The 20,691-nt window shown below is 59.0% G+C and carries 24 protein-coding genes; all 24 read right to left on the reverse strand.

The window, feature by feature from the left end; all coding sequences use genetic code 11:
* Nucleotides 1-44: 44 nt before the first annotated feature.
* Nucleotides 45-482 carry a hypothetical protein gene (locus AC3WN7_RS00280; protein WP_102673256.1) on the reverse strand — a complete coding sequence of 146 codons (438 nt, stop codon included), beginning with the start codon at nucleotides 480-482 and terminating at the stop codon, nucleotides 45-47.
* Nucleotides 472-1,191: an oxygen-regulated invasion protein OrgB gene (locus AC3WN7_RS00285; protein WP_102673257.1), complete on the reverse strand. Its 720-nt coding sequence runs from the start codon at nucleotides 1,189-1,191 to the stop codon at nucleotides 472-474. The genes AC3WN7_RS00280 and AC3WN7_RS00285 overlap by 11 nt, the downstream gene beginning before the upstream one ends.
* Nucleotides 1,163-1,732, reverse strand: coding sequence for an OrgA/MxiK family T3SS sorting platform protein (locus AC3WN7_RS00290; protein WP_256585602.1), 570 nt, complete (start codon nucleotides 1,730-1,732; stop codon nucleotides 1,163-1,165). The genes AC3WN7_RS00285 and AC3WN7_RS00290 overlap by 29 nt, the downstream gene beginning before the upstream one ends.
* A complete protein-coding gene (locus AC3WN7_RS00295) occupies nucleotides 1,716-2,438 on the reverse strand; it encodes an EscJ/YscJ/HrcJ family type III secretion inner membrane ring protein (protein WP_095965175.1) in 723 nt (240 codons plus the stop codon). The genes AC3WN7_RS00290 and AC3WN7_RS00295 overlap by 17 nt, the downstream gene beginning before the upstream one ends.
* Nucleotides 2,435-2,743 (reverse strand): type III secretion system inner rod subunit SctI, encoded by a 309-nt coding sequence (gene sctI / locus AC3WN7_RS00300; protein ID WP_015096034.1) that lies wholly within the window; start codon nucleotides 2,741-2,743, stop codon nucleotides 2,435-2,437. Before sctI ends, AC3WN7_RS00295 begins: the two co-directional genes overlap by 4 nt.
* A gap of 60 nt (nucleotides 2,744-2,803) precedes the next feature.
* Nucleotides 2,804-3,064, reverse strand: a complete 261-nt coding sequence (gene sctF, locus AC3WN7_RS00305; protein ID WP_015096035.1) for a type III secretion system needle filament subunit SctF — start codon at nucleotides 3,062-3,064, stop codon at nucleotides 2,804-2,806.
* A gap of 10 nt (nucleotides 3,065-3,074) precedes the next feature.
* The gene (locus AC3WN7_RS00310; protein WP_102673259.1) at nucleotides 3,075-4,250 is read right to left on the reverse strand and encodes a PrgH/EprH family type III secretion apparatus protein; all 1,176 of its coding nucleotides are present in this window, start codon (nucleotides 4,248-4,250) and stop codon (nucleotides 3,075-3,077) included.
* 126 nt (nucleotides 4,251-4,376) lie between these two features.
* Entirely contained in the window at nucleotides 4,377-4,829 is a 453-nt protein-coding gene (locus AC3WN7_RS00315) for a transglycosylase SLT domain-containing protein (RefSeq protein WP_102673260.1), read from the reverse strand.
* Nucleotides 4,826-6,409: a winged helix-turn-helix domain-containing protein gene (locus AC3WN7_RS00320; RefSeq protein ID WP_256585603.1), complete on the reverse strand. Its 1,584-nt coding sequence runs from the start codon at nucleotides 6,407-6,409 to the stop codon at nucleotides 4,826-4,828. The genes AC3WN7_RS00315 and AC3WN7_RS00320 overlap by 4 nt, the downstream gene beginning before the upstream one ends.
* A gap of 304 nt (nucleotides 6,410-6,713) precedes the next feature.
* Entirely contained in the window at nucleotides 6,714-7,085 is a 372-nt protein-coding gene (locus tag AC3WN7_RS00325) for a phosphopantetheine-binding protein (protein WP_256585604.1), read from the reverse strand.
* Between the two features lie 16 nt (nucleotides 7,086-7,101).
* Nucleotides 7,102-8,196, reverse strand: coding sequence for an IpaD/SipD/SspD family type III secretion system needle tip protein (locus AC3WN7_RS00330; protein ID WP_102673262.1), 1,095 nt, complete (start codon nucleotides 8,194-8,196; stop codon nucleotides 7,102-7,104).
* Between the two features lie 14 nt (nucleotides 8,197-8,210).
* Nucleotides 8,211-9,311, reverse strand: coding sequence for an IpaC/SipC family type III secretion system effector (locus AC3WN7_RS00335; protein WP_102673263.1), 1,101 nt, complete (start codon nucleotides 9,309-9,311; stop codon nucleotides 8,211-8,213).
* A gap of 14 nt (nucleotides 9,312-9,325) precedes the next feature.
* Nucleotides 9,326-11,173: a type III secretion system translocon subunit SseC family protein gene (sctE, locus tag AC3WN7_RS00340; RefSeq protein WP_256585605.1), complete on the reverse strand. Its 1,848-nt coding sequence runs from the start codon at nucleotides 11,171-11,173 to the stop codon at nucleotides 9,326-9,328.
* Nucleotides 11,166-11,657 (reverse strand): type III secretion system translocator chaperone SicA, encoded by a 492-nt coding sequence (sicA, locus tag AC3WN7_RS00345; protein WP_102673264.1) that lies wholly within the window; start codon nucleotides 11,655-11,657, stop codon nucleotides 11,166-11,168. The genes sctE and sicA overlap by 8 nt, the downstream gene beginning before the upstream one ends.
* A 119-nt stretch (nucleotides 11,658-11,776) precedes the next feature.
* On the reverse strand, nucleotides 11,777-12,811 hold the full coding sequence (locus tag AC3WN7_RS00350; RefSeq protein WP_102673265.1) for an EscU/YscU/HrcU family type III secretion system export apparatus switch protein: 1,035 nt from the start codon (nucleotides 12,809-12,811) through the stop codon (nucleotides 11,777-11,779).
* Nucleotides 12,786-13,592: a type III secretion system export apparatus subunit SctT gene (gene sctT, locus AC3WN7_RS00355; protein WP_102673266.1), complete on the reverse strand. Its 807-nt coding sequence runs from the start codon at nucleotides 13,590-13,592 to the stop codon at nucleotides 12,786-12,788. Before sctT ends, AC3WN7_RS00350 begins: the two co-directional genes overlap by 26 nt.
* Nucleotides 13,593-13,596: 4 nt before the next feature.
* The gene (locus AC3WN7_RS00360; protein ID WP_007993424.1) at nucleotides 13,597-13,851 is read right to left on the reverse strand and encodes an EscS/YscS/HrcS family type III secretion system export apparatus protein; all 255 of its coding nucleotides are present in this window, start codon (nucleotides 13,849-13,851) and stop codon (nucleotides 13,597-13,599) included.
* Nucleotides 13,852-13,861: 10 nt separating this feature from the next.
* Nucleotides 13,862-14,521 (reverse strand): EscR/YscR/HrcR family type III secretion system export apparatus protein, encoded by a 660-nt coding sequence (locus AC3WN7_RS00365; protein WP_102673267.1) that lies wholly within the window; start codon nucleotides 14,519-14,521, stop codon nucleotides 13,862-13,864.
* Nucleotides 14,518-15,441 (reverse strand): FliM/FliN family flagellar motor switch protein, encoded by a 924-nt coding sequence (locus tag AC3WN7_RS00370; RefSeq protein ID WP_102673268.1) that lies wholly within the window; start codon nucleotides 15,439-15,441, stop codon nucleotides 14,518-14,520. The genes AC3WN7_RS00365 and AC3WN7_RS00370 overlap by 4 nt, the downstream gene beginning before the upstream one ends.
* Nucleotides 15,438-16,475 (reverse strand): SpaN/EivJ family type III secretion system needle length determinant, encoded by a 1,038-nt coding sequence (locus tag AC3WN7_RS00375; protein WP_102673269.1) that lies wholly within the window; start codon nucleotides 16,473-16,475, stop codon nucleotides 15,438-15,440. Before AC3WN7_RS00375 ends, AC3WN7_RS00370 begins: the two co-directional genes overlap by 4 nt.
* A complete protein-coding gene (locus AC3WN7_RS00380) occupies nucleotides 16,472-16,927 on the reverse strand; it encodes a SpaM family type III secretion system protein (RefSeq protein ID WP_102673270.1) in 456 nt (151 codons plus the stop codon). The genes AC3WN7_RS00375 and AC3WN7_RS00380 overlap by 4 nt, the downstream gene beginning before the upstream one ends.
* Entirely contained in the window at nucleotides 16,924-18,210 is a 1,287-nt protein-coding gene (sctN, locus tag AC3WN7_RS00385) for a type III secretion system ATPase SctN (protein WP_102673271.1), read from the reverse strand. The genes AC3WN7_RS00380 and sctN overlap by 4 nt, the downstream gene beginning before the upstream one ends.
* Nucleotides 18,207-18,614, reverse strand: coding sequence for an InvB/SpaK family type III secretion system chaperone (locus AC3WN7_RS00390; protein ID WP_015096051.1), 408 nt, complete (start codon nucleotides 18,612-18,614; stop codon nucleotides 18,207-18,209). The genes sctN and AC3WN7_RS00390 overlap by 4 nt, the downstream gene beginning before the upstream one ends.
* Before the next feature lie 13 nt (nucleotides 18,615-18,627).
* The gene (locus tag AC3WN7_RS00395) at nucleotides 18,628-20,679 is read right to left on the reverse strand and encodes an EscV/YscV/HrcV family type III secretion system export apparatus protein (protein ID WP_095965158.1); all 2,052 of its coding nucleotides are present in this window, start codon (nucleotides 20,677-20,679) and stop codon (nucleotides 18,628-18,630) included.
* Nucleotides 20,680-20,691: the final 12 nt, after the last annotated feature.

Below are 20,691 nucleotides of genomic sequence, written 5' to 3' on the forward strand. Positions count from 1 at the left end.
CCCTTGCGGTGCGTTCCGCCATTTCGGCGGGACGCACCCCGGCTTCACCACTCACTCTTCTCCCAAGCGTCATCCTCCATTGGTTGAAACACCTCACGCATGAAGCCCTTGACGAAGAGGTCCACGCTGAACGCCAGGCCATTGGCACCTTTGACTTCCTTATAAAGCTGCGACTCTTGCAGCCCGTCGTCCTTCAATCGAACCAGTACCTGGAGCGTGACCGCCATCAACGCCTGGGCAGTGGGGTACGCGGGTGATTGGCCATCTGCACCTCGAAGTGAACGGAGAAACTCATAGATGGCCTTTTCTCCCTGCCCCTCCATGGCTGACAGCAACTCATACAAGCGCTGAAACTCGGGGTCCGGGCGCTTGTTTTCAGGCACGTTTCGGCTGGCCGCAAGCACACGTGACTCAAGCGACTCGAGCGTTGCGCGCCCCCCGCTCTCGGTTGTGCGCTGACTCAAACCGGTTTCAATCTTCATGATGAACCTCGGGCGGGGCCGTTTCAGTGCAACCGGCCGAGCGTTCGGCAAAGGTCGAATACAGATCCGTGAGCGCCTGCATGGAAGCCCGGTCCAGAGCGCGAACCGATTCCGGCAGGTTCGCAACGCATGCCAGCAACCGCGGCTCCAGTCGTTGCCGCGTCGTTTCCAGATCGAATTCCAACAACTGATCTGCAAGCCGCGCCACATAGCGCTCTTGCGGGTGATAGTCGAGGACCAGTTCTCCGGGCCAATGCCTGCGCAAGCGCTCGCGCAGTTCATTGCCCTGCGGCCGACAACGCAGCGGCAGCAGCACTTGCAACACGGCGCTCGAATCGCCCGGTTGCTCGCTCAGCCAACGCTCCAGCATGTCATCCAGCCATTCGGGACGACTCAAGGCTTGTGCGAGCAAATCGCGGGCGGCCTGGGCAAGGTCTTTGCGCAGTTGCAGCCCCAGCGTCTGGGACATCAGCAAGCCGTCAGCCAGCTGCCCGGTCGCGCGCACGATGCCCGCGGCATAGCCCTCCTGAAAGGCCTGGGCATGAAGCGCCTGGGCATCACGCCGGGCCTGCTCGACACAATCGCGGGCCCAGCGCTGCGCCTGTCGCTGCAAGGTCTGGCGTCGACGTGCGGCGGCGATGTCCTCGCGCGACAGATGGGCGTCGCTCGACTCGGGGAGTTCAGTCAGGGTTCGGATAGCGTCGAGCATATTGCACCGCCAAAAAGAAAAGAGTTGTATCGGGTTGCGTGACCGGCCATTGCCTGTGCAGGCGAACAACCGGCTCGGAAAATTGCAAGGTCAGGCGTTCGAGCAAGGCTGGCGGTACCTGCTCGTACCAACTCCATAACGCATTGAGGCCGGCGGCTTCGATCTGCTCTATCGAAACGGGCGAGCCCTCGATCGGCAGGCCGCATCGAACACCGAGGCTGTAACCGGCGAACCGGCGCAATGACAAGGGCAGGCCTAGCAACGCCGCGCCTCGCGCCAGGTCGGGCTTCAAGCGATAAGCGCCCATCAGCCTGGCGATGTAGGTCAGCTGGCGCCAATGGCGAACCCATTGCCTGGCTACGGCTGTCAACGGCGTCGAAGGCCACGGGCCCGGCCGTTCGAGATCTTCAAGCAGGATCTGGTTGAGCCAATGGCGTGCCTCGGGCCGATCAAATCCCTGCGGCGTCGGCAGGCGCTGCGGATGCAGATAACTCAAGGGCTCGGCGAGAATCTGCGCCAAACACTCAGCGTGCGACATCATGCTGACCTGCGCTTGATTGGCGGTAAGCCCAGGCTGCGCCACTGGCCAACAGCAATGCGGTCACCGCGGCCAACCACCAGACCCAGTGCGAATGCCCTTGCGTTGCAGCCACGGACGGCGCGACATGCTGGGTCGGGGAACGCTTGGACAGTACCACCGAGATGTTCTCGTACTCGACCGCCGCAAAACTGTTCTTGAGAAATCGCTTGATGTCGGTGATCAGCAATTGCGGGTCGACGTCGAGCTCATGGATCGCCACTGCCGAGAGGTGGACAGGCGGCGCCTTGCGTCCGCCTTCGCCGGCCTCCAGGTCGTAACTGACATGCACTCGCGCCGACACCACGCCTTCGAGCACCCCCAGCGACTGTTCGATTCGCTGCTCCAGCGCCGAATAAAGCCGGGCCTTTTCAGCGCGGGGCGAAGCTACCAGCGAGTCGGCAGGAAACATCTCTGCCACTTGCAGGCGCGGCCGCGAAGGCAAGGAATAGAGGTTGAGCAAATCGACAGCCGCGGAAAAATCGACCTGATCGATTTTCACCGCATAGCCGGTTTTGCCGGCATCGACTTTCACCGCCGCAATATTGTTGCGCTGCAGCACCGAAAGCACTTCATTGGCCTGCTGTTGATCCAGCCCTTCAAGCAGATTGGGTTGGCGACACCCCGCCAGCGCCAGGCACAACAGTATCAGCAACACGCCAGGCTTCATGAGGCACGCAACAGGGTTTCGGCAGTACCTACCGCTTTGCGGACCAGTACGTTAAGCAGGTTGATGTCCACGTTGTATTGTCCTGTCAGCTCCTGCAACTTGGCCAATACTTCGGGGCTGGTGATATCCGGGCGCTGCATGATCTGATTGATGGCTGCAACGTCCTGCTCGCTATTGACCGCGGAACCGGCAAACGCTTCGATCAATCGGGACTCGAGGGATACGATCGGTCCTTCCTGGGGGCCGCGCAATTCCGTAAAGGCTGTCCGGCCGATGTCAGACAGGGAAATATTTTGAATAGCCATGCGATGCACTCGTGAAAATGGCCATTGACACGTACCAATGGCCGGTCAAAAAAGGATGAATCAGCGAGCTGCCTGGATGATCGCCATGTCGATATCCTTGAAGCCCTTGATGGTGTTGGTCTGGGCGTTTCGAAACACTGTGTAGGATGAAAACGCGGTCTGATAAGCGGCCAACTTGCCAGGGTCCGATACATTGCCCTCCAATTCTTTCAGCGCTTCGTCCAGCTTGTCCTTGAGTTTGGATGCACCGTCTTCGAATGCCTGGGCCTGACGCCCGAGAAAGTCATCGGAAAAGTCGATGGGGATACCGATGTCGGCCATGAGTCACCTCTTAGTGTTGTGTAGGAAAATGCCAGGATGACGAGGTCATCTTGATGTAGCCCTGCGGGCCGGTCTGGAACGACTTGTCCTTGAGCGAGTCGTCCTTGAGTTCGACGGTGAAGTGCACGTAGCGATCCCCCCACTGCCGGTAAAAGCTGTCGACGTACCGGCGAGCGTTCGCCAGTTCGGAATCCTGCAAATTGCCGGCAATGGCAAACGTGACACTGTCCTCGTGCTCGATGCGGCTGAAGGCCAGTGACAAGCGCTGCAACCCCTCTTGCGCCAGATCGACGAGCAGGCTGTCATCCTGCATTTGCACCGCGATGTCCTGGGCATATGGCGCGGCCAAGAGCAGTGCTTCGAGCAGTTTTGCCTGTTTTTGCGGGGTGAGCAGATTGCGTTGTGCGCTCAGCAGCAGTCGCGGTATCGATGGATCCTTCAGATCAATGGAGTGCCAGGCCAGTTGTGGATCATGGTCGTCCAGCAAATGCTCCAGCCGACGACGCTCCTGGTCCATCACCAGCACTTTGCCGCTCAGCGTGTTGTGCCGCACCAGCACTTGCCGACTCCAGCCGGCATCGCGTTCGGAAGCCACGAACACATAGATCGCATTGTCACGACCGCTCAACACCCTGGCCTCGTCACTGGCCCCGGCGATCAACGCGCGAACATCGGTTTCAGGGGTGGGCAGCCCAGGCATCGACCAGATGCCAACTGCGGTGACCAGTGCGGCCAGCGCCAGACCGCTGGCGACCCACCTGGACAGCGGGGCCCGCCACCACGCAACAGCAGCGGCGTCAGTGGTAGCTTCAGGTTGCAGCCCGAGCAGTTCAGGTGCCCAGGATTGGTCTTCAGGCCGCAGGGCGATCTGCAGGCCGCCGATCTGCACCCTGGTGTGGAAGGCACAGTGGCGCACTTCCATTGACTCATTGAGCACCCGCAGCGGCAGACCATCCGGCGTGACTTGATCGGCCAATACCTCAAAATTGCATCCCCCCGACGCCAGGGGAACGAAGATGGCATCCGCCGGGACGCTGGCAGTCAGTACCCCCTCTCCCAGCAGATCAACAGTCCCTACCACGAACAGGGTTGTCGTTTCGCCGAGGGGAAATTCGCAACCTTGCAGCGCGCCATTGAGTATCCGTAGAACGCAAGGTTGTGGGTCGGGGGTCGGCAGAACTGTCACCGTTGCAGCTCCTGGGCTGTGAAATGAACGGCCATGGTAGACAGGCTGGCTGCAGGCTTCCTGATCGAATTCTGTCGATCGCGCCCTGCAGAGGATCAGAATCTTGCGCCAGCGCTCATGGCACCGTCATTGCCGAGCCAGGGAAAACACCTGATAGCGCTGCCAGACCTTGCGTGCATAGCGCAGGCGCGCGGCTTGCCGGTCGGGTGAATGACCGGCGTTGTAGGCACCCACTGCCGTCCAGTTGTAGCCGTAACGCGCGATAAAATCGGCAAGCACCGACGCACCGACTTCAACCGACAGGCAAGGATCACCCAACAGTCGTTGCTCAGTGATGCCCTGGGCACTCAACCGGGGGAGATGATGGCTGTTGATCTGCATTAACCCGATGTCTCGCGAACCATCCTTGTTGTAGTTCATTGCGTTCGGATTCTGTCCCGATTCGACATCGGCAATCGCTCGGAGCAGTTCGGGTTCGATCGCATGTCGCGCCCCCGCCTCATTCCAGCACCAGGCTTGCGCCTGACCCGCGCCAAGGCACACCAGCACCGTTAGCCACTTGAGTCCGCTCTGTGTCATGCCATACGCCGCTCGCTGACCAGCATCAGTTGCTCGCGGACAGGATCGTCCTGCGTCGATACCCGATAGCCCACTTCAGGTGTTCGTTGCAAAGAACTCCAGAGCGGCTCAATCACCGGACCACCCGATAAACCGGACCCACCTGACAACGGAATGTCATCAACGGATCGCAGCCGGGTCAGAGCCAACCAGTTCGCATGCAAGTCGCGGGCACTGAACGGATTGACGCCGAACAGCACATTCCAGGCAGCCAGTCCCTGTTCACCGATTGCGCTTTCGCAGAGCCCGGCCTGTTCGAGCTCGTTCCAGGCTGCCGCGTGATGGTCAAAATAAGCCAACACCACGGCATACAGAATCACCAGCAACGAACTGCCCGAGGCGCCTTGTTGCAGGGCTCGACGAGCCATCTGCAAGGCCGACTCGGGACTTGCGGCAAGCGCAATGCGCATACGCAAGACCTGCGCCCTTACGCAATCAGGATCGTACCGCAGAGCATTGTCGATGCTTTGCGCAGCCAGATCGTTATGCCGCCAGAACCAGTGATGCCAGGCATGAAAGTAATGAACGTCAGCCTGATCGGCAGCCAGCAGACAGCGTCGGAAAAGCACCTGGGCCGCCTGTTCGCAGCCACCCAGACTGGTGAGCAAAGCCAGGCGGGCCAATGCAGGGATGTTGCCAGGGTCCAATGCCAAGGCATTGGAAATCGCCGATTGTGCCTCATCGATTGCCCGGCCCTGATCACAGGATCCGATCATTGCCTGCCCCAGCCACGCATCTGCCAAACCATACCAGGACAATGTGTGCCCGGCATCGAGCTTCAGGCACTGGCGAAACAGTACCAGGGCATCGCGCAGGCTTTGCGGCGTGTGCTGCTGCACGCTACACAAACCACGCAGGTACGCCACCGCTGCCGGGTATGACGCGCAGGCATCACCGACAAAACTCAAGCCGGGAATGCGCTGTGCAACCAGGCACGTCAATGCCCCAAGCGATGCCCCGGGATCACGGGCATCCAGTGTCTGCCCATGCAGCAGAGCGTGATCGCGGCCACGGATCAACTCGACCGACCATTGCTGCTGATCGCTCGGGCCGCTACAACGCCCGCTCAAGCAGTAGTCCGCAGACAACTGCCCGACCAGCGACCGCACATCGACCGGTTGCGTATAAGCGGCCATCAATCCCGAGGGAATGACGTGCAACATCTCGCCGAACGCCAACGTCAACTGACGGATCATCAGATCCTGCAGATCCAGCGCTGCCGTATCCCCCAGATTGCGAAACGGCAAAACAGCCAGCGAAGGCGCCACAGCCCTCGCCTGACCCGGTGTGTCGAGTTCGACAACCGCACAGGTAAAGCGATAACCCTGGCCGTATACCGTCGCTATGTAATCCTTGTTTTCCCTGAGCAGCTTGCGCAAAGCATAAATGCAGCGGGTCAACGATTCTTCGGCGGCATCCATCTCGGGCCATACATGGTCCAGCAAATAATCCTTGCTGACGACCGCCCCCGCCGACTTCAGCAGCAGGCGCAAAACATTCAACTCTTTGGGCGGGACGTGAACGCCATCTCCATCCCGCATCAGCGTTCCATCACTTTGCAATAGCCAGTGGTCAAAAACGAATGACTTGACCAGCGTTTGATCAGCTGCACTGTCCATACTTTGAAATTTCTCTATAGAAAGTTACTGAGCGCAATCAAGCCTGTCCGTGATCAGGCTCGAGATGACAAACCGCGTGACTATAGGAAATTGAGTAGGATGGTTCCGTAGGAGAATTGATTTATTACGAAATGAAACTACGATTTTTCCTGTAGGAAAAATCGCAAAACAAACAACAACCATGCAAAAATGCCTTGCTTCTAGATAAACAAGGCATTTTTCTTGCTCACTCCAAATCTGACGCCCGGCAACTTCTTGAACTCATCACTGTTTCACAAACATCTTCTACCGTCCTCCACAACCCGACTCTATCTTCAGGAAGGTCAATACCGAAGGTTTCGTTCAGCGCCATGACAATCTCAATCAGACTGATGGAGTCAACATACAAATCCTGGACCAATCGCGAAGTCAACTCGATGTCTCGACGACCGGCCGGAAAATAGTCCGACAACACCTTGATCACTTGACTCGCAATGTCGAACTTATCACTTGACTCATCTGACATTCTTTTCTCCCACATAACAAAACCCAGGCGCAACGCCAGCTCAAACGAACCCGTGTTACGCCCGACCTGCTGACATTTAATGGCTTTACCCAAACAACTCGGACTCACATCAAAAATTCAACATTGCCTTCAACATGTCAAAAAACTGATTCAAATGTGAAGACAGCGTTTTACTGAAATTGTCATGATAAGAATTGGCATTCGAGTACTTCTGCGTAAAGGACTGCAATGTGTTTTTCAGGCGCTCTTCCTGGGCGTTGAAGCCGGTTTGCCAAGCCTGGAATCTGGCATTATCGAAGAGAACATGATCATCCCCCCCGCCTGGTGGCAGGCTGTCTCGCATTGTCCAAAGCGGCCCAGTGTCTATGACAACGCAGTAACTGCCGTCTGAATTTGGCTTAAGGCAAGCGTCAGGCAGCCCCAGCGCATCTAGCCACTTTTCCGCCTCCGCCTTGCTCACGCCTTCTTTTCCGGGTTCAGGAAACAGCACGGATGCAGGATTTGGATGGCTGTATTTTTTGATCAGCTCATTGAGTGCGGTTCGCAGCGGACCGTTGTACAACCAGACCCCTTTACCTTGGTCCTCACCCACGACCCAGTCTTTCAACCTCGCGGTAATTAGCTCATTGAAATCGACGAAGAAGTCCGAATAGGCCCTCATAATGTATTCATAACCGCCCAGATAACCGTTTTTGATCAGGTCAATGAGGTCGATCAACTTGTCGAAAAATTCGACTGAAGAGTTCACCCGCACGTCGAACTCGTCAGCGATCTCATCCGGCACCGACATTCGTCTGTGCTCATCGAGAATACGATCTTGCTCATCGTAGAGTGGCTGACGTTGCTCCATTGGCAGCGTATCGAGGCAAAGATTGAACACCATTCCAGTCTGACGCATCTGGTGTGTCCACATCAGCGATCGAATACGTTTAGCGTGAGTCTGCTCGGCAAACTCGGTAGACGAAAAATACTGCGCAAGAATTTCTGCAGGCGAGCCTTGAAGGTCTCTTGGAACGCCCGCTTGACACTTAAGCATGTTTTCCAGGTGACGATTGAGCACCTTCCCCGAACGCTCGAGCAACTGCGCAAGGGAAAATCCAGCGTGGACTTCGGCAGGCATTTCGGGAAGCAGCGGCGCATCAACGTTGGCATTAAAGTCAGCAGACAAACTGCTTCCTGGATGTGAGGGCTCTGCAATTCTCATATTGGTTTCCTCACTCAAACCCTTCCAAGGACTTCAATGCGCGACCGGCTTATCTGCGCCATCTCATCCATCATCTTTTGCGCCAGTGCCCTGTCGGCGGAGTCTTTCTGAGCGACCTCGTCACTCAGGCTTTTCTGAGTGTTCTGTGCACTTTGCTGCAGGACTTCTTTCTCCCGCGCAGCGTACTCGCTCATGCGCACCATGCTGGACACGACCTGACTCAGGCTCATCGACATCGCACTGAGCGCACGGCCGATTTCGAGCTTTTTCTCAATGCCTTTGATGCCCGAAAGGCTCAACCAGTCGGATTCTTTCCCAACATATTTCGCCTTGTAGATTTCCCCGTCGAACCACGCCTGCTCCTGAGGCGTCAGCGTGGTCCCCTCGGGTTTGAAGTCGACGAATTTCGACCGGCCGAAATCGTCGAAAGTCTCTATTTTGTAGGTGGTTTGCGGATCCCAGTCATCGCGGGAACGATGTAGCTTCAGGTCATGCTCAATTTTGTTGGCGTCCAGAGCGTTGCGCTTGTGCAGGTTGATATCGTCATGCTTGAGCCCCTGGCCTTGCAAGGATTTAAACATGGCAAAGGCGGCGACTGCACCGCCCACCCCGGCGTTGGTGACGTTGGCGTAAAAGGCGGCCTGACCTGATTCAACAATGGCAACCCCCTGCCCCTTGGCGGCCTCCGCCGCCATGACACTGAAATGCCCGCGCAAATGCGCGTTGGCGACCCGTGCGACGTTGAGTGCAATGATCGCGGCGACCAATACGTTGGCATGTTTCTCCCACGCGCCCGGATCAAACACCAGATCGTTGCGTACTTCATCGTTGAGCATCGTCAAAGCTACAGCGAAGTCTTGCCAGTCCGACTCACTGGGCTGGTAGGCGTTGCTTTTACTTTCGAGCTCCGCAGCCGTAGGCGCTATGAAGCTACCGTTCTGGAGCACTTGCTCAGTGGTGACCTGGTTGACAAGCGGCGTATCCGAGAGGCGCTTGCCTTTGAGGTTTTTCGAGAATTGCTCCTGGGCAATCAACTCGCTCAACCCTGCGTCGTTCACCGGATCGTGAGTCGTTTCCTTTAGAGCAGATTGGGACGTGATATGAGTGATTATCATGAAAAATTACCTTTTTATCCGTGGCTTCGAACGTTCCGGGCCATTTGCAGGCTCACGTAATGACTGCGATCGTTGTCGGCAATTAACTTCCCGATCTCATCGGTGCGGACCTTCATCGCCTGGCCGTAGTCCTCGACCAGCCGGGTGAGGTAGTCAGTGATCTCTTCGCTGATCGCCATGCGCACCTGCACGTCCGCCAGGTGCTTCGCTGCCTGGGCCAGATGTTCGCCGCTACCGATCTGCAAACCACCCTGCACTGCCACATTGCCGAACTCGGTGACGGCCTGAGCCGTCTGCAGATGGGCGGTAATGCGGGCCAGGGTCACCGCATCGGCGCCTCTGGTGATGAAGCTGCGCAACTGGGTCAGCATCTGGGTCAGTGAATTGTTGACCGATGAAGACACCTGCTTGAACGCCTCAATGGCAGCAGGCACAGCGTTGGCGATCATCGAGGACAGTCTCGAGGCAATGGCGTCGGCCATTAGCCCGACCACCTTTGCCCCGAGCACGGACACCACTGCAACGGCAGCCAACGTGGCCGCGATCCCCGCGATCATGCCGGCGATTTGCGCAATTTTTTTTGCGGTCTCCTCGTCGACAAGCGCCACCAGCACTGTTGTATAGATTGCGGTCAACAGCTTGATGGCTTCCTGCATGACCGTGGTCAGCGGCTTCATGGCTTCGGCCATGAACGACTTGCCCGTCACTTCCTCGACCACCGCATCGGAAATCATCACTGCCGCGCCAATCACCCCCACCGCGACCAGCACCGGGTTGAGGGTCAGCACGCCGGCAACAATGGTTGCAAGGGTCAATATCCCACCGACGATCTTGCCAATGCAGCCCATGGTGCTCTGCAGCGCCTCGGCCTTGCGCACTTCTTCCAGGTACTTTTCCGACTCGAGTTTCATGTGTTCCTGAAGCTTGGCTTGCATCTCCTGGAACAACTCCTGATTGAGTTCCTCCTTGTTCTGCGCCGCCTCGCCAAGCAACTCGATAATCTTCAAGCGGTTCAGGAGCGCCAGTGCGCTGCTGTTCAGCGCTTTTTCGTTGGACTCCTTCACCAAGGGTCCGGCGAGTCCGGCTTCTTGCACCTTCACGGCCACCATGGCCAGCGTTTTGGCGCAGGCGTTGGCGATCTCGATCAGTTTCAGGTGAGCATCGGTCGCCTTTTGCAGCGTTTGGGTATGGCCCGCCAGTTCACCTTTCAGCTTGTCGCGCAGTGCCAGTTCGCGAGCGTATTCCGGTGATTCAGAATCCAGTTCCGCCAACCGTGCCTCACTCTCATTCAGCAGCCCCTGGACCTGCCGAACCCGCTCCTGCAACTGATCGAGGTGCTCCTGGCTGCTGCCGATATTGCCTTCGGCGACTTCCAGCGCCTCGACGGCGGCGGCGTAGTCAGCCGCCAGCTTTTCATACCCCTGCTGCTTGGCACCGGCCATGCTTTGCAGCATCGCCAGGCGGTTTTTCAGTTTTTTGACGTCGACTTCGCCGATCAACTCGCTGATCATCGCCATCAACAGCGTGAACAGATCACCGTTAGTTTCCTGTTTGTTGCCGTCAGCGCGTAGAGCTGGCAAGTGCAGCAAGGGTCTGCCCGCACTGGCGACGGATGGGCCAGGCAGACCTTCGTAGCTCACCGACATCAGGCGAGCCAATGCCTCTTGGCCGGCCTTCTGATAATCCACCGTCCCGGCCGCTTGACTGACAGCCTTGCCATATTTTTCAACGGCCACGTCTCGACCGGTGGCGCCCGAAAACGCCGGCCTGGAGGTTCTACTGACTTCAGTCTTTTCAACGGCCACGTCTCGACCGGTCGAGCCGAAATACGCCGACCTGGAGGGAATACTCATTTCAGTCATGTTCAGTCTCCGAACAATCTTTTTCAATGTGACTCAAGGTGTCGAGATACACCTGAGCCTGTTTGCGCAAATCGTCTTCCGTGGCTTGCTCAAGCACATATTCGAAGCACAATCTGGCCTTGCCGACCTTGCCCAGCGCCAGGTGACACTGGCCGGTGTACAGCATCGGTCGGTAGTCGTTCTTGCCTTGGGCGAAGGCGATCGCATACAGGTCGATCGCTTTCTGGTGGTTCTGCTTGAGTTGGTGTACGGCGGCCAACCCCATCCAGTAATGGCTGTTGTTGAGGTCGTAGATGCACAGGAAATGGAAGAACTTTTCGGCGTCGTCCAGCCGTCCCTGCTCGTAAAACTGGAACGCGAAGGCATAGAGGCCGTTCATGTGTTCGTCACTGATGCCTTGCACGTCTTTCAATGCCGCACCACCGAGCACCGCATCCACGACATCGAGGGCCAGTTGTTCATCTTGTTGTTTGTCGCGACTCATCAGCCACACTCCTGAAAAACGTCAGCGTTGCTGACGACTGCATTGAGCCAAAGCGCTGCTGAGTACGCTGCCAAATTGCGCTCATGCCAACGTTTGGAAGAAAAAGTAAAAGGGAGAAATCAGGCCTGCTCGACCTGTTCGAGCCAGATCAACAGACGCAGGACTTCTTCGATTTCCTGTACTTGAAGAAAGCTGTAGCGCTGGTGGGTTTTGAAGATCCGCCGGGCCAATGCGATGTCATTGATCACCGGCACACCGACCTCTTTGGCATAGGCGCGAACGGCCAGGGCGCGCTGGTTGGTTTCCATCAGGGAGATAAACGGCAACACGGTGATTTCCGGGCGGAAATACACACCGATGGCAATGTGCGTCGGGTTGGCGATGATCATCCGCGAGTTGCGCACATCGGATTTGATTTGCTCCGACAGCAACTCACGATGCAGGTCACGACGGCGTCCCTTGATCTCGGGATTGCCATCCTGCTCCTTGTGTTCGCGCTTGACCGAATCCTTGTCCATCATCTGATCCTTCATGAACAGCCAGTATTCGCTCAACGCATCGAGCACGACGATCAGCAGCACGCATCCGAGGAACGCCAGCACCAGCACCAGCAACAAGTGGCCCCAGATTGCGAACAGGTCCGGGGCTTGGGCGAACAGTTGGGCAAACAGCAATTGCCGCTGGGTGATCCAGACAATCCACAGGGCCAGGGCAAAACTGCCCAGGTACAGCAGCGCTTTGACCGTGTCCTTGACGGTGCGCATGCTGAACAGTTTTTTGAAGCCATTGATCGGGTTCAACGCTCCCAGGTTGAGCTTCAAGGCTTCGCTGGCCAGGGCAAAACCGCTTTGCAACAGTGCAGGCAATGCGCTGGTCAACACACAGACCAGCAGCAACGGCAACAATGCCTTGAGCCCGACCAGCACCAGCATGGCCGAGTACGCTTGCAGGTCCACGTCAAAGTCACTGGCAATGATGCGCCGATAGACTTCCATGACCTCCACCAGCGAGCTGTTGAACACCATGTAGGTGATGCCGCAGAGGGTCAGGCAGGTGATCACCAGATCCTTGGCCTTGAACGTCTGCCCTTTGCGTGACGCATCGCGCAGGCGCTTGGCGGTGGGTTTCTCAGTCTTCGAGGCGCTGGACGACATCGGCAGCCTCCCCTTCGCGGCCCAGATAATGTTCCAGCCCTTGGGACTTCATGCCCATGCGCAGGACTTCGTCCGGCAGGTGAGCGCCGAAATACAGCATCAACACCACCAGCGCCACCAGGCTCTTGACCGTCAGCGACACCGAGAACGCATTCATTTGCGGCGCATACCGCGAGAGCAAGCCAAGCAGCGCTTCGCTGATCAACAGCGTGGCCACCACCGGCGCGCTGATCACCAGGGTCTTGCTCACCAGCGCGTCGAGCAGGCTCAGAATCGATGTCAGGTGTATCTCGCAGCCATTGACCGGCGCGCATAGGCGGTAACTGTGGCCAATGGTTTCAAGCATCAACAGCATGCCCCCGCCCTCGAGATAAACCACCGCGGCAAACAGCTGAAGAAAATTCGCCAGCTCCGACGTATCGACGCCGTTGGCCGGGTCCACGGTGCTGCTGAGCATTGCCCCGCGCTGGTTGTCGATCAGGTTGCCCATGGCGTGCAGCACCCAGAACGGCCAGCACAGCAGGCATCCAAGCAGCACGCCAATGCCGGCCTCGCGCAACATCAGACCGAAGAATGCCAACCCGTCGAGGTCAGGCAGCGGCACCCCCACATAAGCCTGGAAACCCAACGCCACCAACACAATGACAGCCTGGCGTGGCGCGCCCGTGAGCACCCCACTGTTGAGGAACGGCAACATGAAAAAAATCGGCGCCAGGCGTGCAACCCCCAGAAGGGCGGCGGCAAGCCAGGTGTACAGGTCGAAAAACAGCGTCACCGACATCGCGCTAAGCCAGCGCCAGGCGGATGACTTCTCGACTGAAGTCGAGCAAGGTTTCGCCGTACCAACCCGACAGCAGGAACAGGCACGCGGCGACGGCCAGCAGCTTGAAACCGAACGGCAGGGTCTGCTCCTGTAACTGGGTCACGGTCTGAATCAGACCGACCACCAGGCCGACCACCGTGGCCACGATGATTGGCCACGCCACCATCAACAGGATCAGGTAAAGGGTTTTATTGCCGGCATAGACCAGATCGTTCATGAGCCCGCGCCTATGTCAGCAACGTCAGGTATTGCTTGACCAGCCCGGTGGACAGCAGCGCCCAGCCGTCCAGAGCAACAAACAATACCAATTTGATCGGCACCGAAATGATCACCGGGCTCATCATCATCATGCCCAGCGCCAGCAGGATGCTGGAGATCACCAGATCGACGATCACAAAGGGTAAGTACAGGTAGAAGCCGATCTTGAAGGCGCTTTTGATTTCACTCAACGCATAGGCCGGCAGCAGGGAAAACAGCGACGGCACGAGTTCTTCATCGGCAGGCAGAACGATGTCGGACTCACTCTGCACCACTTGGGCCCGCTCGAAGAACAGCGCCAGTTCCGGGTCGGTGTACTTGCGCAGGTAATCCTTGTAGCCGCCCAACCCGTTCTCGGCGAAATCCACCACCGACTCGATGTCGGTAAAAGCCACCTGTTCTTCCTTGTAATAGCCATAGCCCTGTTTCATCACCGGCGTCATCACGAAAATCGCCAGCATCAAGGCGATCGCATTGAGGGCCATGTTCGAGGGCACCTGCTGCAAGCCCAAGGCATTACGCACGATGACAAAGACGATGGAAAACTTGATGTAGCAGGTGCCGGCCGCCACCAGAAACGGCAGCAGTGAAGCGAACGCCAGCAGCGCGATCAGCGAGACGTCGTTCATCGCGGCATTCCGTCCGGTGAACCGTTGCGATAGACCTCGAGCACCTCCACAGCCAACTGCTCTTGCATTTGCACCAGTTCGCCACGGGCCACCGGCTTGCCATTGGCGCGCACCTCGATGTGCCGTGCCGCATCGTCCGCCAGCGGGATCAGTTGGCCCGCGATGATCTGCGACAGCGTGGCCAGGTCGATTTTCCGGGTCGCGAGCAAGAATTCCAGACGCACCGGCAAAGCGCCGAGGTCTAAATCGGGATCGAGATCTGCCGTGCTTTGGGCGTCGGTCGCAGTCGATAGCATGTGTACCCCCTGTTCAGTAAAGGTGAAAGCGCCGAGGCATTGATGCCCCAGGTAGCATCGTTGCGAACGCTGAATGATTCGCAGGACATCGCCGGCCTTGAGCCGTATCCCGTGTCCGAGGTGGCTCGCCCCCAGCATCAGCTCCAGGCGCAGCGGCAAATCGCTCAGCCATGAGTCGGCGTCCAGGGGCCGGCTGGCGGCCCGTGCCAGTGGCAATCGGGTCAACCACAGGCGCCCGCGGGGCGTGTCGAGCCATGGCAGTTCTTGCGGGGGCAATTGCCCGGGAAGGACCCCATCGACGTCGGATATTTGCCGGTAGTGCAAGTCCTCTACCTCCAGCAGCAAGGGTTGCGGCACCGCACGGAACAGTTCGGCGATGTTCATCAGCGAGCACTCGACCGACAGTAACGAGCGCAACCCCGGGAGTGATCGATGCAACCAGTCGCGGGCGTCGATCAAACCTTGCCAGTCCCCACCCTCGCCTGATGCGCGAAAACACAGATAGCCCGATTGCTCTGGCGGATGGCCTGAACCGGCGTTGACATCCGCGTTTCGCCAGCGTCGTATCGCTTGCGCGGCGGCATGCGCCGAAGCGTTGACCCGGCGCAACTTCAGTGCGCTCATGCGCCCTGCCCGGCGTCTTCGGTCTGCTCGTCGTCCGGCGGTTGCCGCGAGCCCTGGCGCTGCTGCTCACCGTCGCTATCGGTCAGGCGCCAGGCGGGTTCGCGGACGTGCTCCAGCGACACTTTGAGTTGTTCGAAAACCAGGGCATTGCTCGGGCTGATTTGCAGGTTGCGGATGGGCTCATCGACCACGCGGCTGATCGTCACCTGCCCGCTGGCGGCACCTTTATTGAACGGAACCTGCAGCAACCCCCGGTCAGCAACCGGCAGGGTTTCGATGATCGGATCGAGGACAGGCGGCGCTGGCGGCATCCCGGGCACCGAGGCCGCAGGCAAGGCAATTGGCGGCACATGGCGCGCGGTCGGGAGGCTCGATAAGGCTTCGGGCCTTTGCCCTTCGAACTCAAACATCGAGGGTGCACCTGGACTGGCGGCACGGTCGACCGGTAGCGGTTCGACGATGTTTGACGGGCGCTCGGTCGACCCTGGCTCAACAACGATCCGAGTCGGCAGGTTTGCAGGTGTCAGTGTCGGTGTCGATGTCGGCGCGCCCCCCCTGTCGACAACAGGCGCAACGTCAGCCACCGCTGGCAACAACCGAGGTGGCACAGGTTTGCTCAACAGCGGCTGCGCTTGTGGATGAGACGCCGGTGGCGACACCCGAGGCTGCTCAGGTTTACTCGACAGCGGCTGCGCTTGTGGATGAGACACCGGTGGCGACACCCGAGGCTGCTCAGGTTTACTCGACAGCGGCTGCGCTTGTGGATGAGACACCGGTGTGAGCGGCCGTACTTCGTCGAGTTCAGCCGCTGGCTTTTCCGGGAGCGTGACCATCGCCTGCAGAGTGATTGCGCGCCCCGTGTCCATCAGGGGCCGATGACGCAGGATCAACGGCGCCATCAGCTCCAGCACACCTTGCGGCAGCTCATCCTCCCGCACCGGCACCCGCCTGTCGTGCGACTCATCCATCGGCTGCTCGGTGGCAGGGTCCAAGGGTTGAACCGGCAAGGGTGAAATTACAGATACATTGCTCATCGCGAAACTCCGTTCATCTCTTCGGTTTCTCTTTCTTCCCGGCGTACCTGCTCCAGCCGTTGCCCCCGTAACAGCTGCTGAACAGCCCCTTCGTACTTGTCGTGTTTGCGCTGCGCAAACCGCAGTTGCTCGCGCTGCTCCTGCAACGCTTGCTCAATCTCCCGGCACTGCTGATCGACCCGGTTACGCTCGACGCGCAACAGTTCGATCTGCCGCCGAATGACCGCCTGCCTTCGCAACAGCGCCAACAGTTGTCCGTGATCGAGCACACAGTCATTGGCGCGATGGCTGGCCAACAAACCGTGCAGCGCCGCCTCTTGTCCGTCGAAAGCGTCCCGTTCCTGGACCAGCGGCTGCAGTTGCTGCCGGGTACGCGCAATCAGCAGTTGACCGCGTTGCAGGCGGAACTGGCTGAGCGTCAACAGCCGACGACGATCGGCTAATGGATTCATGCCATGACCCCCTGCAATTTGCCCAGGGCCTCGTCCGGTTCACAGCGTTCGCCCGTGGGCTGGCGCAACCACTGGTAGAGGGCTGCACGGCGTTGCAGCGCCTGGTCATTGGCGGCGTCCGCGCCTGGGCTGTACTCGCCCATGTCGAGAAAAACCTGCAGCTGCTCAAGCCGCGTCAACGTTTCCCGGGTCGCCGCCGCCAGTTGCTGCACCTGCGGCGCAGTGACTTGCGTCGCCACACGACTGACACTGCGCAACACATCGATCGCCGGGTAGTGCCCCTTGGCCGCCAGCGCACGGCTGAGGTAAATATGGCCGTCGAGGATTGAGCGAATCTCCTCGGCGATCGGGTCCGGTTCGTCGTCACTTTCCAGCAGCACCGTGTACCAGGCGGTAATGCTGCCGGAGGCAGTCACCCCGGGCCGTTCCAGCAGGCGCGGCAAGGCATCGAACACCGAGGCCGGATAGCCTCGTCGCGCCGGCGCTTCTCCCGCGGCCAGGGCCAGATCCCGACGGGCCCTGGCGTAGCGCGTCAACGAGTCCAGCAACAACACCACACGCAGGCCCTGGTCACGGAAATATTCGGCGATGGCCGTAGCCTGCAGGGCCGAGTTGCAGCGATCCACCGAGGAAAAATCCGAGGTGGCATACACCACCACGCATCGTGAACGTATTTCAGACTGACGCAGATGCTCGATGAATTCGGTCACTTCACGTCCGCGCTCACCGATCAGGCCAATGACAAACACATCGGCGTCGGTGTGGTTGATCAGCATATTGATCAGGGTGGTTTTGCCGGAGCCGGCGGCGGCGAAAATGCCGATGCGTTGGCCGACACCGCACGTCAGCAAGCCGTCGATGACCCGAATACCGGTGCGCAACGGGGTGTCCACCGGGCGCCGCTGCTGGTATGACGGCGGGTCGGCGTCCACCGGATAGTCCTGTTGCGCCAACGCCGTAGACGGTGCCAGACGCTCGACGATAGTGCCTTGAGGGTCGACTACGCTGCCGAGCAAGGCATCACTGCACGTCAGTTGCAGGATCGAGCCCGTGGGAACGATCATCGACTCCCTGGACAAGCCCTTGGCATCGCCGAGCAAGCTGAGCAGGACCGCGCCGGGCTTGAAGCCAATGACCTGCGCCCTGGCCGCTACCTCAGGCAAGCGCCAATGCCGACGCACTTCGCAGACTTCACCGATCACCACGTCGCCCAGCGTCGCTTCGATCAATGGACCACTCAAACGCAAGGGATGGGCACCGTGCCGTTGCAGCCGGATGTTCATCGACGCAACAGTTCGCACAGTGTTTCAAGCGCCAGCACAAAAGAGTCGAGGGCCTGGGCGAAATGCCCGGCGTCACTCAGGGCATCGGCATTGGCCATCAACCGCAGTTCCAGGCGCTCCTGAACCTCGCACAGATGCAATTGCCCGGTGCGGGAAAAAGCGTTGCCTTCAAGCAAAAACCGTATCAACTCACCGGCACAATGATGGGCAAACTGTGGGCCGGCTTCGGCGACCACCGCCCATACCCATACATCGCCCTCCACCTCAGCGACGTTGACATCAGGCAGGCTCTTCATCTGCATTTCGATTGTACTGTGACTGTCGAAGTGCCCTATCTGGCTGTCCATGCAGCCGCTGTGCCGCAGCGCTTCGCGCAACAGGTCGGCAATATCCGTTGGAACCATTTGCAGTATTTCCTTACAGTGTTTTGATGACATTGACGGAGACGGTCTCGGAGATTTCGCCGAACGACATCACGTCCAGCTCCCGGAACCGCCCCTCGATCAGTTTCTTGATGTAGCGCCGCACATCGACCGAACACAGCAACACCATGTCCTTGTGTGCAATGTGCAGACTGCCCAGGCCGACACTCAGCCGGTCCATCAGCTCTTCCGACTCGGCCGGTTCCAGGTTGATGAAACTGCCGCCCGAGGTTTGCCGGATGCCCTTGCGCACCACCTCTTCGAACTCCGCCGACAACAGCAACACCCGCAAGTCATTACCCTGGGCAAACTTGTTGCTGATGTAGCGGGCCAGCGAGCCACGAACGTGCTCGACCAGCGCCAGCGCGTCTTTTTCCCGGGACGCCCAATGGGCCAGGGACTCAAGAATCAGCTTCATGTTGCGCACGGAAATGCGCTCGCCAATCAGGCGCTGCAACACTTCGGTGATCTTCTGCACGGTGACGTGGCGATAGACTTCCTTGAGCAGATCGGGACAGCGGGTTTCCATTTCGTCGAGCAGTTGCTTGGTTTCCTGCACGCCAAAAAACTCCTGGATGTTGCGCGCCAGCAAGGTGACCAGGCAGCGGTAGCATTCCTCGTCCGCCGGGCGCAGGTGATAGCCCAATTGCTGCACCCGTTCCTTGTCGTTGGCGTTGACCCACACCCCGCCCAGGCGATTGCTGTCACTGCCGTGCACCAGGGCAAAGCCCATGGGTTCCAGCTCCGGCGAGTAGTCGAGCAGTCGCCAGTGATCGAAATGGATATCGAATTGCTCGGCGCGCACTTCGTTGATCAGCACCGCCACTTGATGCGCCGGCAAGGCATCGCTGGCGCGCAATTGCGGCTCGGGAATGCGCAGCCCGTAATCGACGAAAAACTGGCTGCGAAAACGCGCCGCCCAACGGGCCGTGTTCAACTCGTCGAGGCGCGCCGTGGGCACCAACAACATCAGCGGGATGGTTTCAGTGGCGACGTTATCGATGTCCTCGAGCAGGCCCGAGCCGGTCTGCATGGCTTGGCCCTGCGTCGACGATGGACGGCTGTCACCCTGCCCCTCGGCCCTGGAGGCCTTGCGCCGGCGAACGAATACCAGCAGTGCCAGGGCCGCGGCGATGGGCAGGAAAGTCAGCAGCGGAAAACCGGGCAGCAGGCCGACGCCCACCGCCAGCAGCGCCGTCACTCCCAGCACGAACGGATGACCGAGCATCTGGGCGAGCATGTTGCGCCCCAGGTTGGCGTCATCGCCGTTGACGCGGGTGACGATGAAGCCGGCGCCGATGGCGATCAGCAACGCCGGAATCTGCGCCACCAGACCATCGCCGATGGTCAGCAGGGTGTAGGTCGACAAGGCGGTGGACAGGTCCATGCCCATCTGTCCGACGCCAATGGCCATGCCGCCGATGAAGTTGACGAAGATAATGATGATGCCGGCGATGGCATCGCCCTTGATGAACTTCATCGCGCCGTCGAACGAGCCGTACAACTGGCTTTCGCGCTCCAGCACGCTGCGTTTTTCCTTGGCTTCCTCGGCCGTCATGGCGCCGGCCTTGAGGTCGCCGTCGATGCTCATCTGCTTGCCGGGCATGCCGTCCAGCGAGAAGCGCGCCGCGACTTCGGCCACCCGCTCCGAACCCTTGGTGATCACGATGAACTGGACAATAGTGACAATGGAAAAGATCACGAAGCCCACCACCAGGCTTTCGCCGATCACGAACTCACCGAAGGAGGCGATGATCTCCCCCGCATCAGCCTGGCTGAGGATCAGCCGGCTGGTGCTGATCGACAGCGCCAGACGGAACAGGGTGGTCAACAGCAGCAACGCCGGAAAGGTCGAGAAACTGAGGATGCGTTCGATGTAGAACGACCCCATGAACACCAGCAGCGAAATCACGATGTTCAGGCCGATGAGAAAATCCACCAGCGCCGTCGGCAGGGGAATGATCAGCATGGCGATGATCATCACCATCAACGTCAGGATCAGCAGCTCCGGACGAGCGCCGACGTTGCGTAAAAACACATTGAGCATGGCAGGTCAGCT

This window comes from Pseudomonas sp. FW305-70, from assembly GCF_058783925.1.